Genomic DNA, 13480 nt, shown 5'->3' with positions numbered 1-13480 from the left:
AAATCCGCTGAGTTGAAGCAGCGGAGATGACTTTGAGCATCAAGGGAAAAGCCTATATCGCCGGGATTTACGAACATCCCACCCGGCATGCGCCGGATAAGTCCACGGCGCAACTTCACGCCGAATGCGCCAGGGGAGCGCTGGAAGATGCCGGCCTGACAAAGGCCGACGTCGACGGCTATTTCTGCGCCGGAGATGCGCCCGGCGGCGTGATGCCGATGGCCGATTATCTTGGCCTCAAGCTGCGTCATCTGGATTCGACCGAAACCGGCGGATGCTCTTACATCATCGCGCTCGGGCATGCGGCCGAGGCGATCGCAGCCGGAAAATGTTCCGTGGCGCTGATCACTCTGGCCGGAAAGCCGCGCACTGGCCCGATGCCGCCGCGCGCCGCCGGTCCCGAGATTGATTTCGAGGCGGCTTACGGAGCGACTACCCACAATGCTTACGGCATGTGCGCCATGCGTCATATGCATGAGTTTGGCACCACCAGCGAACAACTCGCCTGGGTGAAGGTCGCGGCCTCGCATCACGCGCAATACAATCCGCACGCGATGCTGCGCGATGTCGTCACTGTGGAAGACGTTATCAACTCGCCGCTGATTTCCGATCCGTTGCACCGGCTGGACTGCTGCGTCGTCTCCGACGGCGGCGGTGCGCTGATCGTGACCACGCCGGAGATTGCGAAGTCGCTGAAGCGGCCGCTGGTGCGGCTGACCGGCCATGGCGAATCCCTGAAAGGCCCGAACGGCGGCCGCAAGCTCGACCTGACCTATTCCGCGGGTGTGTGGAGCGGTCCTCCGGCCTTCGCTGAAGCAGGGGTGACGCCGAAGGACATCAAGTACGCTTCGATCTATGACAGCTTCACCATCACCGTGGTGATCCAGCTCGAGGATCTCGGCTTCTGCGCGAAGGGGCAGGGCGGCAAGTTCGTCGCCGATGGCAATCTGATCTCCGGCGTCGGCAAGCTGCCATGGAACACCGACGGCGGCGGACTGTGCAACAACCATCCGATCAACCGTGGCGGCATCACCAAGATCATCGAGGCGGTGCGGCAGTTGCGTGGCGAAGCGCATCCGAAGGTTCAGGTTCCGAATTGCGATCTCGCGCTGGTGCACGGCACCGGCGGATTACTCGGAGTGCGTCATGCGGCTTCGACAGCTATTCTGGAGCGCGTGTGATGACCGACAAACCGAAGTATCCAGCGCCCACGGGCAATCCGGAAACGGCGCATTTCTGGGACGCCGCCAGGGAAGGCAAGTTCCTGATCAAGCGCTGCACTGCGTGCGGCGAGCCGCATTATTTCCCGCGCTCGATTTGCCCGGTGTGCTTCTCCGACCAGACGGTGTGGGAAGAGAGCAAGGGCGAGGGCGTGATTTATAGCTACAGCCTGATGCGCAAGTCGCCGACCGGGCCCTATGCCATCGGCTATGTCACGCTCGACGAGGGACCGTCGCTGCTGACCAATTTCGTGGACTGCGATCTGGCGACGCTGAAAATCGGTCAGCGCGTGAAGGTCGTGTTCAAGCCGACGGACGGCGCGCCGCTGCCGTTCTTCACACCCGTCGCATAGCAAGAGCAACAGCGAGGAAACATGCCGATCAAGTACGATGAGGTGATGGCGCTCAAGAACGTCGGCCAGAAGTATTCATGGACCGACCGCGAAGTCATGCTTTATGCCTATGGCATCGGCATGGGCGCCGATCCGATGGACGAGAAGGAATTGTCCTTCGTCAATGAAGGGTATTATACGCCGCGCGAATTGAAGGTGGTTCCGACTTACGCGTCGGTTGCCGCGTGGGGGGCAAGCGCAGGTCCCATCGATGTTAACCGCGTCATGGTGGTCGATGGCGAGCGTGACATCACCTTCCACAAGCCGTTGCCGGTTACGGCGAACATTACCGCGGATTCCAGCATCCTTGGCGTGTTCGACAAGGGCAAGGACAAGGGCGCGGTGATACTGCGCAAGACCGTGCTCAAGAACGAGAAGGGCGAGGATCTCGCCACGCTGATCGCTTCGCAGTTCGCGCGCGGCGATGGCGGCTTTGGCGGCCCGGCGGACGGTCAGCCCGAACCGCATGCGATCCCGAAGCGTGCACCGGACATGACGGTCGATATTTCGACGCGGCCCGATCAGGCGCTGATCTACCGGCTTTGCGGGGACCGCAATCCGCTGCACTCCGATCCCGAGTTTGCGAAGAAGGCGGGATTCGATCGTCCGATCCTGCACGGCATGTGCACCTATGGCCTGAGCTGCCGCGCGGTGCTCCAGACCTATGCGGACTACGATCCGGCTGCATTCAGGCAACATGTCACGCGCTTCTCGTCGCCGGTGTTTCCGGGAGAGACGGTGTCATTCGACCTGTGGAAGGACGGCAACGTTATCTCGCTCGAAGGGCGCGTGAAAAGCCGCAATGTCACCGTTATCAAGAACGGAAAAACCGTTCTCGCCTGAAGCAAGAAAAAGCGGGAGGACTCGATGGGTTTGCTCGACGGCAAGGTTGCGATCATCACCGGCGCAGGCGGTGGTCTGGGCGAGGCCTATGCCAAGCTGTTTGCCCGCGAGGGCGCTGCGGTGGTCGTCAACGATCTCGGCGGGCCGCGTGACGGCAGCGGCGCCGACAAGTCGATGGCGCAGAAGGTCGTCGATGGCATCAAGTCCGAAGGCGGGAAAGCCATCGCGAATGGTTCGGATATTTCGACGATGGCGGGTGGTCAGTCGGTGTTCGACGATGCGATCAGGCATTTCGGTCGCGCGGATATTCTGGTCAACAATGCCGGAATTCTGCGCGACGGCACATTCGCCAAGATGACGGAGGAGAACTGGGACAAGGTGATGACGGTGCATCTGAAAGGCACCTTCTGCGTCACTCTGCCGGTCTTCAAATGGATGAAGGACAACGGCGGCGGCGTCATCGTCAATACGTCATCGACCTCCGGGCTTTTCGGGAATTTCGGCCAGAGCAATTATGGTGCGGCCAAGGGCGGTATCTTCGGCCTGTCCAATGTGCTGACGGATGAGGGACGCAAGTACAATATCCGCGTCTGGACGCTGGCGCCGGGCGCTCTGACCCGCATGACAGCGGATCTGCAGCGCTACATCGACAATCCGGGGGCCGCCATGGGGCCTGACGAGATTGCGCCGGCGGTGCTTTACATGGTGAGTTCCCTGTCCGGCGAGCAGACCGGAAAGGTGTTGGGCGTTTCCGGCCCGCGAGGTATCCGGGAGATAAAACTCCTGGAGCGGGAGGGGTGGAAGCCCGGCGGCCCGTGGAAACCGCAGGACATTGCGGCCCATGCAAGCGAGATTTTTTTCGACGAAGGCGTTAGAATTGTGCCGCGCAGCTACTGACACAAAAACAAGAAAGCAGTCCTCCTCTCATGAAACTAACTCACGAAGCGAGCGGTACGTTCGCCATCGCACCAACCCCGTTTTTCGACGACGGCCGCATCGATTATGAGTCGATTGACCGCCTGACCGATTTCTATGGGGAAGTCGGCTGCAACGGCGTGACGGTCCTCGGTATCCTCGGTGAGGCGCCCAAACTCGAAGGCAATGAATCCATCGACGTTGCGACGCGCTTCATCAAGCGGGCCAAGGACAAGCAGATTATCGTGGGCGTGTCCGCACCGGGTTTCGCACAGATGCGTACACTGGCGCGCGCATCCATGGATGCCGGCGCTGCGGCAGTCATGATCGCGCCGCCGACCCATCTGCGCACCGATGAGCAAATTCTCGGATATTTCCGGCAGGCGAGTGAGGCCATCGGCAGCGATGTGCCGTGGGTGTTGCAGGACTATCCGTTGACGTTGACTGTCGTCATGACGCCATCGGTGATCCGCAAGATCGTCATGGACATCCCATCCTGCGTGATGCTCAAGCACGAGGATTGGCCGGGGCTGGAAAAGATCTCGGCGCTGCGCGGTTTCCAGAAGGACGGCTCGCTGCGGCCGTTGTCGATTTTGGTGGGCAACGGCGGACTGTTCCTCGACTTCGAGATGGAGCGGGGTGTCGATGGCGCCATGACCGGCTACGCGTTTCCGGACCTGCTGGTGGATGTCGTCAACCTGTCGAAGGCCGGCAAGCGCGATGCCGCGCACGATCTGTTCGATGCGCATCTGCCGCTGATCCGTTACGAGCAGCAGCCGGGCGTCGGCCTTGCGGTTCGCAAGTACGTCCTGAAGAAGCGTGGCAAGATCGCGTCGGACGCCCAGCGCAAGCCGGGATCGAGCATGAGCGCGCTGGCGCGAAGTGAAGTGGACTATCTTCTGTCGCGCGTGGGGCGCATCGACAAACGGGCCAACATCTGATGAGCAGCGGCAGCAAGAGCGTTCCGGATCCATCGAAGGCGCTGCGGACCGCGTCCACAGTGCTCCTGTTGCGGGAAGCGGCCGGCGGCATGGAAATCTTCATGGTGCAACGGAATCGCCAGATCGAGTTCAGCTCCGGCGCGCTGGTGTTTCCGGGCGGCAGCATGGACCCAGATGATCGGGAGATCGCGGCCGATCCGGCGCTGGTTGCTGATCGCGGCGGTCTCGACATCGAGACCGCGGCCATTCGGATCGGCGGCATTCGTGAAACATTCGAGGAAAGCGGAATCCTTCTGGCACGTCAGCGCGGATCGGCATCGCTGGTCACCGCGGCGAAGGCTGCGGAACTCGGTTCGCACCGCGAGGCGCTCGATGAGGGCAAGCTGCGTTTCGCCGACATTCTTCGCCAGCATGATCTCGTTCCCGCCATCGATCTGCTGGCGCTCTTCGCGCACTGGATCACGCCGGTGAATCTGCCGAAGCGTTTCGACACGCATTTCCTGCTGGCGCTCGCGCCGCCGGATCAGATCGGCAAGCACGACGGAAGGGAATCCGTGGATTCCGTCTGGCTGTCGCCGAAGGCCGCGCTCGAAGCCGCCGAGTCCGGACGTTACAATCTTCCGTTTCCGACCATCCGCAACCTGATCAAGCTCGACAAGCTGGGCACCGCGCAGGCGGCGATGGACCACGCCCGCACGATGTCTGTCGTGACCGTGGTGCCCGAGATCAGCCGCAATGCGGACGGAACCACGCGCCTGCGCATTCCGCTTGAGGCAGGATATGACGGCGATGTCTTCGACGTCGCGCGGCCCTGAGGCAAGCCTTCTGGCGGCCCGTATCGACTTTTGTCGGGCGGCGGGTGTTGTTCTGGTATGACTGCATTTCCGCCACGCCGCATCGTGTGCCTCACCGAAGAGACGGTTGAGACGCTCTATCTGATCGGCGAGCAGGATCGCATTGTCGGCGTGTCGGGATACGCGGTGCGGCCACCGCAGGTGCGGCGCGAGAAGCCGCGCGTCTCGGCGTTCATATCAGCCGACGTCCCGAAGATACTCGCGCTCCACCCCGATCTGGTTCTGGCATTCTCGGATTTGCAGGCCGATATCGTCGCCGAGCTGGTGCGGGCAGGGGTTGCGGTCCACGTCTTCAATCAGCGCGACGTCGCCGGCATTCTGGCAATGATCCGCACGCTCGGTGGACTGATCGGGGCAGCGAAAAAGGCGGACGCGCTCGCATCGCAGTTCGAGCGGCGGCTCGCCGGGGTCGCCGCGATCGAAGGCGCGAGACGGATACGTCCCAAAGTCTATTTCGAGGAATGGGACGATCCCCTGATTAGCGGCATCGGCTGGGTCTCGGAACTGATTTCCATCGCCGGCGGCGAAGATGTGTTTCCGCATCTTGCCAAGGCAAAGTCTGCGAAGGACCGCATCGTTGCGCCCGAGGCTGTGATCGCAGCCAATCCGGATGTGATCCTTGCGTCATGGTGCGGGAAGAAGGTCGTCCCGGATAAGATCCGGCAGCGGCCGGGCTGGGACGTGATTGCTGCCGTGCGCGACGATCGGATCGTGGAGATCAAGTCGCCGCTGATCCTGCAACCGGGACCTGCAGCCTTGACCGACGGTCTCGATGCCATCGTGGCTGCGCTGCGATCAAACCGATGAGAGTGGCCGGAACAGGGCTTTTCAATCAGGTCTGATCGTATTAGTAACGACTATGAATAAGAAGAACTGATCGATGGTCTCTCTCAAGCAGCTCAAATACTTCGACGCCGTGGCCCGCTCAGGCCATTTCGGCAAGGCTGCGGAGCACTGCGCGGTGACCCAGCCTGCGCTCTCGATGCAGGTGCAGGAGCTGGAGAAATCGCTCGGGATTCAGCTTCTGGAGCGCGGCCGTAACGGCGTGATGCTGACCGAAGGCGGCAAGGAGATCGCCCAGCGTGCCGCGCGTGTTCTTGCCGATGTGCGTGACATCGTCGATGTCGCGCGGCGGCAGGGAAATGTGCTGTCCGGCCCTCTGCGCCTCGGCGTCATCCCTTCGGTGGCGCCATACATCCTGCCGCAACTGCTGCCGATGATCCGGGACAGGTTTCCCGATCTCGATCTGCATATTCGCGAAACCCAGACCCAAACCCTCATCAGCGAACTTGCCGACGGTCAGCTCGATCTGTTGTTGCTCGCGTTGCCGGTCGAGCACCCTGACATCCAGACGATCCGGTTGTTTGACGATCGCTTTCTGCTGGCGATGGCGACCACGCACCGCATGTCGAACAGGGTCAAGGCGACACCCGATCTTCTGGAAGACGACCGCTTGCTGCTTCTGGAAGAAGGGCACTGCATGCGGGATCAGGCGTTGGCCTTTTGCAATCTGCGGCGGATCGAGAACATCAACACCTTTGGCGCGTCGAGCCTGTCCACGCTGGTCCAGATGGTGGCGCACGGTCTCGGCATGACATTGCTGCCTGAATTGGCGGTGCCGCTCGAAAGCCGGCGAGGCGACATTCATCTGATGCGGTTCGCCGATCCGGAGCCGCAACGCGTGATTGGGCTGGCCTGGCGCCGAAGCTCACCCCGCAAACGCCATTTTGAAGAACTTGGTCAGATGATTTCAGCGGCGGCGGCCGGGCAATCACAATGACGATGCTGGGGCGCCAAGACCCCGAGGCTTATTGAAGAAGCGCTTACGCGAACGCTTTGTCGGATTGTTGCTGCGTCCAGTCGATCAGTGGAGCGCCGAAGGCTCTGCTCCACACGGTCAGAAAGCGGGGAAACCAGGAGTGCGCGATGGCGCCCCGGTAGGCCCAGGTGCGGTATTGCAGGCCATTTTCGGACAACAGTTCCTGGTATCCGCCATGCGTCTCCGTGGCGTGATGGATGTGGCGCAGGATTTCGCGGGCGTAGGGCCGGTACTTCTCGGTACCGGAGAATTCGTCATGTTCGAGCATGCGGTCGGCGAACTCGACATTGAATGTCGGCCATGCGGACCGGCCTTGATAGGACGGCGTGGCGATCCGGTGGATGAGTTTCTTGCGCGGATTATCCGCTGATACGAAAAAGTGGAACGTGTCTGGAATCCGGAAACGCGGTTCAGCGAGGATGAGATCGGTGGTTGCGCTGAACAGCGCGCGCTCGGCCTCGTTTCTGAAATCCCAGAATCCGTGCTGCACGTTGACGAAATCGAGCGCGATGGAGAAGGCGGGCGCTTCCGCCTTGCAGTCGAGGCTATGCTTGATGTAGCCGTCGCGGCCGAACAGCTGAAGCAATTCTGTCTTGTATTGCGAGAGACTGCGTCCGAGGATTTTCTCCAGTTCGCTTTCATCAACGATGCCGAGCCGGATGCTCTGCTGGAACGTTGCGTAGACGCTGGCATTGGTGACGAAGCGCAGCCGCTCCGCGCGGGTGTCCGTCGCAGCCGAGCGGGGAGCACGGACGTCGCAAAGCAGGGTTTGGATGTCGTCACCTTTGTAAGGCTCGAGACTGCTTGCAAGATCGAGAACTGATTTCTTCAGGTCGGCGCGATATTCGGCAAGCAACGCCCGGCCTGTATCGGCTGCTTTCGTCAGGTCCTCATAAGGCGAGGCTCGCCGGTCAGCGCGAACGATCTGCTCCAGACCACCCTGCACGCCGAGGAGCGTGTCCGACGGCAGCGCGAAATAGTTGGCACCGATATAGCGATTGCGTTTCACGGGAATGAGCGTCGTCGTGATGATGCCCGAGCGCACCGCGCCCAGCATCAAGCGCACGCTTTTTTCCAGCAGACGAACCCGGCGCGCCGCGTCTTCGGCATTGATGATGGTCTGCGGATCGAGAACATCCGGATAGAACCAGGCGAAGTCCCGCGGATAATAGGCCGATGCATGCGGCGCACCGGTGACAAGAAACGCCTCCTGCGCGGAAAAGGCGCTGTTCATCGAGTTGCGGTAAAGCTCGTCGATCTTCGCCGATGCATAATAGGCGCGCCGCAGGAAACGATCAGAGAGGAAGTTGGTGGCCTGAAGAAAATTGGCGACGCAGGTCGCGGCGAGGCCCTGATAAAACCTGTGCTCAGAGTTTGAAGGCAGAAGCCCTTCGTTGCCGCTCACCGTGTCCTCCCTCAATTGGAAGTGCGTCCTGAATAGCCCGGCGCCGCGATTCGTTTAAAGCGCCATATGCACGCAGGTGCCACCGCCGTGCAAAGCTCGGCAAGCCATGCCGAAAGATGCGTCTATTGGCAATTCAAAACGCCGGGTTTTGACTGTCATAATCGGCACCCGGCTTCGGCAAGGGCGATTCTGATCTGGCTCAAACCACGCGAATCCGCATCAGCAAGCCATGGCTGCGACGAGCGTGCGGGCAGGGTTGTAGGAAACTCTCGGTCCGACGATGCCGTCTTTGTGACCGGGAATGGCGCGCTCCGAGAGATTCGAACTCCCGACCCTCGGAATCGAAATCCGATGCTCTATCCAGCTGAGCTAGGAGCGCTTAGGGGCGCACCATAGCCAATGATGGCCTGAAATCCACCCGAAATCGCTCGAAAATTCCTGTTTTTTGCCGCACGCAGTGCAGCCTGCTTGGTGTCAAAACACAACGGAAAACACGGGAACGGGCTCATTGAACCCCTTCAAAGTCTGCGCGTCTAGTTCAACAAGAGGCACGCTCGAAGCCAATGCGGACGCTGCAATGCGATCGATCAGGATTTCGGAGTTTTTCGCGCTTGAGCATAGACGCGAAGCGAGATTCACGACGGTGCCGATCGCGCTGTAGTGAAGGCGCCCCTCGGAGCCGATCTTTCCAACGGTAGCCGGTCCCTTTGCGAGTCCAACGCCGAAGCCGAGCCGATGGTCGAGTGCGTGCCAACTGGTCAGGAGTTTCTGCACGTTTATTTGCATGTCGATCGCCGTATTGACGGCGCGTAATGCCGGGTCCGGGCAGGCAACCGGTGCGTTGACCAGCACCATCGCGCCATCGCCCGAGAAGCTGATCAGAGTTGCCTCGTGGGCGCTGACGACCTTTTCGAGCGTGTCGTAGTATTCACGCAGCACGCCCAGGATAGTTTCGGGCTCAGCCCGCGCCGAGAACGCGGTAAAGCCTCGCATGTCACAGAATATCGCGACCACATCGACACGGCGCCCGTCAAGAACGCGATCGTCTCCGATACGGTCAATCAGTTCGGCGACTTGGGGCGCGAGAAACCGTTTGAGTCTGCTGATGCGTTCTGAGCGTTCCTGTGAAATCGCCAGCTCACCCGCCATTTCGTTGAACCGGGTCGCAAGCCGTTCAAATTCATCCCTTGTCGCGAGCTGGATGCGGTGTTGAAAATTTCCCGCGCCAATCTGAGCGACCCCGTCTTCCAGCAGACGTATCGGCCCGATCATGCGCTGGGTCAGCCAGTAGGCGAGGATTCCTGCGAGGGCTGCGCCGGCGATGAGCAATGCCGCAGTTCGCCAAAGCGCCGCGTAGATCGGCCCGAATGCCTCGGCAACGGGTTGCTTGACGATGACATTCCAGTCGATGCCGGGAATCTGCGCCATCGCGGCCAGCACTGTCTTGCCCGCGATGTCCTGACCGGCCGCGGCCTGGCTCGGCCGGGCGAGAATGGCTGTCCGCAGGTCACGGAGTGGCTGCTGCGCGGTTTCATCAGCCCGCAGCACAAGGCTGATGTCTGGATGAGCGACGAGGCGGCCCGGCTTATCAAGCACGAAGGCCTCGCCGGTGCGTCCGACGCGTATCCCCGAGATAACCTCCCAGATGAATTTCAGATTCACTTCGGCAATGGCCACGCCGTCCGCCAAGCGGTTGCCCGCCACCGCGACGGTCATGAAAGGTTCTGAGCCGTGATAGAACGTCACCGGGCCAAACCAGATCCGGTCTGAACGGGCTGCGATCACAGCGGGTTTCGCGGAAAGATCGGCGCCGCCCTCAATCCTGTTCAGGCTGATGCGGGACACAAACAGCCGTTCCTTTCCGGCTGGGTCGACCAGGGTGAGGCTTTCGATGGCCGGGACCTGACGCAGCAGGCGCAAGGCGTCGAGCCTTCGCCTCTCGCCGGAATCTTCCGACCATGGCAGTTGGACAACCCAGCCAAGCTGATCCCGGATGCCTTCGATGAAGTCCTGAATGTTAACGGCCGCAAACCGCGCTTCCGCGTTCAGAAGATCATTCAACCGCGCACGCTGATCGTGATAGCCGAACCACGCCTCGCTCCCGCCCGCAATCAGGAGCGGTACGACCGCTGCCGCAAACAGCGCGCGAAAGTATTTTTTGAACAATGACGTGCGCGGAGCGACGAGGGGAGTGGACATCGACCTATCTCGTGTCACGGCCAGGCGGCCAAGTCATTCGATGACCTCGTCGGCGCTGCTTAAAAGCAAGGGCGGGAAGGATATGCCGAGGGCGCTCGCGGCTTTCAGATTGATGAACAACTCGACCTTGGTAACCCGCTGCACCGGCAAATTGGAAGGCTTCTCGCCTTTGAGAATGCGGCCGGCATACATGCCGGTGTGACGGTGCGACTGACTGAAGTCCCCGCCATAGCTCATCAGCCCGCCGGCAAGCGGGAAATCTCGGGATTGGGTCATCGCAGGTACGGCATGACGCGCGGCGAGGACGGCCAGCTGCTGACTGCGGTAGGTGAAATAAGGATCGGAGCTGAAGACAAGGCCACCCGCACGTGCATTACGCACGACGGCGAACATTTCGTCGAATTCCTGTTCGGAACTGGTTCTCAGCACCATCAGCTCCAATCCGAGGCTTTCCGCTGCGGTACGGAGGTTCGTCAACTGCGTGTCAGAGGTCGGACTCGTGGGATTAATGGCCACGGCGAACGTTTTGGCGTCCGGGCGCACCTCATGCATGAACTCCAGGCGCTTGCGCGAAACCTCCACGCTCAGGCTGGACACACCGGTGAGGTTGCCCCCCGGCCGGGACATGCTGTCCACCACGCCGAGTACGATAGGATCGCCGCCCATCTCAAAGACAATCGGGATTGTTGTTGTCGCCGACTTTGCCGCTAATGCCACCTCAGCGCCACCCGCCGCGACGATGAGATTCACCTGACGTTTCGCAAGGTCCGCAGCGAGCGCCGGCAACCGGCTGTATTGGCCTTCCGCCCATCGAAACTCGATCGCAACATTGCGCCCTTCGGTGTATCCGGCTTCTGCCAGGCCGCCGCGGAAGGCATTGAGGCGGCTGGCGTAGCGTTCCGGGTTTTCCGAGCCGAGATATCCTATGACTGGCATGGTCTGCGCGCGGGCCTGGGCCATCCATGCCAACGCACCGCCAACGAGTGCAACGAAATCGCGCCGCCTCATTCGATCAGTGGTTTTTCCGAAGGCGCGTGGCACCAAACGCATGGTTGTCCCTCCTGCAACCAACGTCGCCCAATCATTCGGTCACAGCATAGCCGTGGGACCTGAGCTACGGAACCGGATATCGGGCTGCCAGGGTGCGCACCAGTGACGCGCCGGGTGAACTGCCAGCGGCCGGCCAACCCGGGGCGGGCGAAGGCCTCCACGCCTTGTCCCTGAGGCTCGCGAGAGCGACGGGCGACCGCCGCGAGATGCTACGCGTTCGTGGCAAATGCGCAACATGGTTTTGTGGGCCGCCTATTGCGTCTAACATTCCCGGCAGCCTATGAGAGGCCGAGGAGGGATGTTCGACACGTCTTGCCGCCCCTCCGCCCGCAATGATTTTCAACAATCCGGTGCGCCACGTTGAACTTTGATAATTGCACGTATGCTGCACGCTTGCCGCCTTACCCGCGGCGGATTCAGAGCCGGGACTAGCTTAGGGCATGTCATTCAGTTCGCCGGGTTTCGTATTCGCCTTTCTGCCCGCATTCTTTGTCCTGTACTTTCTGATTCCGCACTCGATGCGGAACGGCTTTCTGATGTTCGCAAGCCTTGCGTTTTACAGCGCGGACGGAGGCTACGTTACGCTGGTCCTGATCCTATCGATCATCGGCAACCACATCATCGGGAATTGGATCGAGCGGACCGGAGGGGCGCGGGCGCGAATCTGGATACTTGCGTTTGGCGTGGTCCTGAATCTCGTGCCGCTGCTGTACTGCAAGTACTTCGGTTTCTTCCTTCACATGGTTTCGGATGTCGGCGTTGGCGCTCCGAATCCCGCATCGTTTCCGTTCCTCGCCGTTCTCCCTGCCGGCATTTCGTTTTTTACGTTTCAGGGGCTGTCCTACATTGTCGATATCTACCGGCGAGAGACAAAGCCGGCGCCGACCGGCATCGATTTCGGGATGTATCACTCCCTGTTTCCGCAATTGATCGCCGGTCCGATCGTTCGCTATCGCGAGGTCGAGGACCGGATCGTTCGCCGGCCCGTCAGCGTGGATGACGTCGAGTACGGCATCATCCGGTTTTGCATTGGCCTCGCTAAAAAGATCATTCTCGCCGACAATATGGGCGTAGTGGCTGACCGGATATTCAGTCTCGGGCCGGCCGAGCTGTCGATGACCGCGGCATGGGTCGGTATTGCTGCTTACACCTTGCAGATATTTTTCGACTTCTCCGGCTACTCGGATATGGCCATCGGATTAGGACGCGCGCTTGGCTTCAGATTCCCGGAGAATTTCGATCAGCCTTACCGGTCGCTGAGCATCACCGAGTTCTGGCGGCGCTGGCACATGACATTGTCACGCTGGTTTCGCGATTATGTCTACATCCCCCTTGGTGGGAATCGGGCAGGGCCGTTCAGGACCTACGCAAATCTCTTTATCGTTTTCGTTCTCTGCGGTCTTTGGCATGGCGCCGCCTATACATTCCTGATCTGGGGAATTTATCACGGCGCGTTGCTCGTGATTGAGCGGGTCAACCGCAGCGCGATCGGGATTTCCCTGCCGGCGGCCCTGAGCTGGCCGGTCACACTGCTGCTTGTGATGATCGGGTGGGTCTTCTTCCGCGCCACGGACATGGTTCATGCCGCTCAGTTCCTGCGCGCGATGGGAGGTTTTGGCGCTTCCGATGTTTCGTTCAATCTTGCGGCGCTCGTGACATCCGACAAGCTGTTCTTCTTTGTCGCAGCGGCGGTGCTGTCTCTCTGGCCGGTGTCATTCGTCGGCATTGGAGCGGGGATCACGCGAGTTGTGCAGCAGATGGCTGCGCTTGCGATCTTCGTCTACTCGATGTCGCTGATTGCGACGAATGGCTTCAACCCGTTTATTTATTTCAGGTTCTAGG

General features: G+C 60.7%; 12 protein-coding genes and 1 tRNA gene. 9 read left to right on the top strand and 4 right to left on the bottom strand.

Features of this window, described 5'->3' with window-relative positions:
- The first annotated feature begins 32 nt into the window (after positions 1-32).
- The 8 genes from AC1Q67_RS01940 to AC1Q67_RS01905 all read left to right on the top strand — a co-directional run bounded on the left by AC1Q67_RS01940 (position 33) and on the right by AC1Q67_RS01905 (position 6945).
- Positions 33-1181 (top strand): thiolase family protein, encoded by a 1149-nt coding sequence (locus AC1Q67_RS01940; RefSeq protein ID WP_024575047.1) that lies wholly within the window; start codon positions 33-35, stop codon positions 1179-1181.
- Positions 1181-1573: a Zn-ribbon domain-containing OB-fold protein gene (locus tag AC1Q67_RS01935; RefSeq protein WP_492235390.1), complete on the top strand. Its 393-nt coding sequence runs from the start codon at positions 1181-1183 to the stop codon at positions 1571-1573. Before AC1Q67_RS01940 ends, AC1Q67_RS01935 begins: the two co-directional genes overlap by 1 nt.
- 21 nt (positions 1574-1594) lie before the next feature.
- Positions 1595-2455: a MaoC family dehydratase gene (locus AC1Q67_RS01930; protein ID WP_024575049.1), complete on the top strand. Its 861-nt coding sequence runs from the start codon at positions 1595-1597 to the stop codon at positions 2453-2455.
- Between the two features lie 24 nt (positions 2456-2479).
- On the top strand, positions 2480-3352 hold the full coding sequence (locus AC1Q67_RS01925) for an SDR family oxidoreductase (protein ID WP_492235391.1): 873 nt from the start codon (positions 2480-2482) through the stop codon (positions 3350-3352).
- A gap of 29 nt (positions 3353-3381) precedes the next feature.
- Positions 3382-4311: a dihydrodipicolinate synthase family protein gene (locus tag AC1Q67_RS01920; RefSeq protein ID WP_492235392.1), complete on the top strand. Its 930-nt coding sequence runs from the start codon at positions 3382-3384 to the stop codon at positions 4309-4311.
- On the top strand, positions 4311-5126 hold the full coding sequence (locus AC1Q67_RS01915; protein WP_492235393.1) for an NUDIX hydrolase: 816 nt from the start codon (positions 4311-4313) through the stop codon (positions 5124-5126). The genes AC1Q67_RS01920 and AC1Q67_RS01915 overlap by 1 nt, the downstream gene beginning before the upstream one ends.
- A gap of 57 nt (positions 5127-5183) precedes the next feature.
- Positions 5184-5972, top strand: a complete 789-nt coding sequence (locus tag AC1Q67_RS01910; protein WP_492235394.1) for a cobalamin-binding protein — start codon at positions 5184-5186, stop codon at positions 5970-5972.
- 73 nt (positions 5973-6045) lie between these two features.
- Positions 6046-6945: a LysR substrate-binding domain-containing protein gene (locus tag AC1Q67_RS01905; RefSeq protein ID WP_492235395.1), complete on the top strand. Its 900-nt coding sequence runs from the start codon at positions 6046-6048 to the stop codon at positions 6943-6945.
- A gap of 43 nt (positions 6946-6988) precedes the next feature.
- Here the strand turns inward: AC1Q67_RS01905 and AC1Q67_RS01900 are convergent, their stop codons facing one another.
- The 4 genes from AC1Q67_RS01900 to AC1Q67_RS01885 form a co-directional block, all read right to left on the bottom strand.
- On the bottom strand, positions 6989-8389 hold the full coding sequence (locus tag AC1Q67_RS01900; RefSeq protein ID WP_024575055.1) for a hypothetical protein: 1401 nt from the start codon (positions 8387-8389) through the stop codon (positions 6989-6991).
- Between the two features lie 302 nt (positions 8390-8691).
- Positions 8692-8768: transfer RNA gene (locus tag AC1Q67_RS01895), tRNA-Arg, on the bottom strand.
- Between the two features lie 95 nt (positions 8769-8863).
- Positions 8864-10588 carry a cache domain-containing protein gene (locus AC1Q67_RS01890; protein WP_024575056.1) on the bottom strand — a complete coding sequence of 575 codons (1725 nt, stop codon included), beginning with the start codon at positions 10586-10588 and terminating at the stop codon, positions 8864-8866.
- Positions 10589-10621: 33 nt separating this feature from the next.
- Complete coding sequence (locus AC1Q67_RS01885) at positions 10622-11596, bottom strand: ABC transporter substrate-binding protein (RefSeq protein WP_492235718.1); 975 nt, start codon at positions 11594-11596, stop codon at positions 10622-10624.
- A 482-nt stretch (positions 11597-12078) separates the two neighbouring features.
- Here AC1Q67_RS01885 and AC1Q67_RS01880 point away from each other — a divergent pair, with 482 nt between their 5' ends.
- Positions 12079-13479 carry an MBOAT family O-acyltransferase gene (locus tag AC1Q67_RS01880; protein WP_492235396.1) on the top strand — a complete coding sequence of 467 codons (1401 nt, stop codon included), beginning with the start codon at positions 12079-12081 and terminating at the stop codon, positions 13477-13479.
- Position 13480: the final 1 nt, after the last annotated feature.

The sequence above is a fragment of the Afipia sp. GW823-FHT06G09 genome (assembly GCF_058794875.1).
The sequence above is the reverse complement of the archived record's forward strand: the minus strand, read 5'-3'. Positions and strand labels throughout refer to the sequence as shown.

Coding starts and splice junctions, on each gene's coding strand:
- AC1Q67_RS01935 (WP_492235390.1), top strand. CDS start 1,181: ATGACCGACAAACCGAAGTATCCAGCGCCCACGGGCAATCCGGAAACG.
- AC1Q67_RS01930 (WP_024575049.1), top strand. CDS start 1,595: ATGCCGATCAAGTACGATGAGGTGATGGCGCTCAAGAACGTCGGCCAG.
- AC1Q67_RS01925 (WP_492235391.1), top strand. CDS start 2,480: ATGGGTTTGCTCGACGGCAAGGTTGCGATCATCACCGGCGCAGGCGGT.
- AC1Q67_RS01920 (WP_492235392.1), top strand. CDS start 3,382: ATGAAACTAACTCACGAAGCGAGCGGTACGTTCGCCATCGCACCAACC.
- AC1Q67_RS01915 (WP_492235393.1), top strand. CDS start 4,311: ATGAGCAGCGGCAGCAAGAGCGTTCCGGATCCATCGAAGGCGCTGCGG.
- AC1Q67_RS01910 (WP_492235394.1), top strand. CDS start 5,184: ATGACTGCATTTCCGCCACGCCGCATCGTGTGCCTCACCGAAGAGACG.
- AC1Q67_RS01905 (WP_492235395.1), top strand. CDS start 6,046: ATGGTCTCTCTCAAGCAGCTCAAATACTTCGACGCCGTGGCCCGCTCA.
- AC1Q67_RS01890 (WP_024575056.1), bottom strand. CDS start 10,588: ATGTCCACTCCCCTCGTCGCTCCGCGCACGTCATTGTTCAAAAAATAC.
- AC1Q67_RS01885 (WP_492235718.1), bottom strand. CDS start 11,596: ATGAGGCGGCGCGATTTCGTTGCACTCGTTGGCGGTGCGTTGGCATGG.
- AC1Q67_RS01880 (WP_492235396.1), top strand. CDS start 12,079: ATGTCATTCAGTTCGCCGGGTTTCGTATTCGCCTTTCTGCCCGCATTC.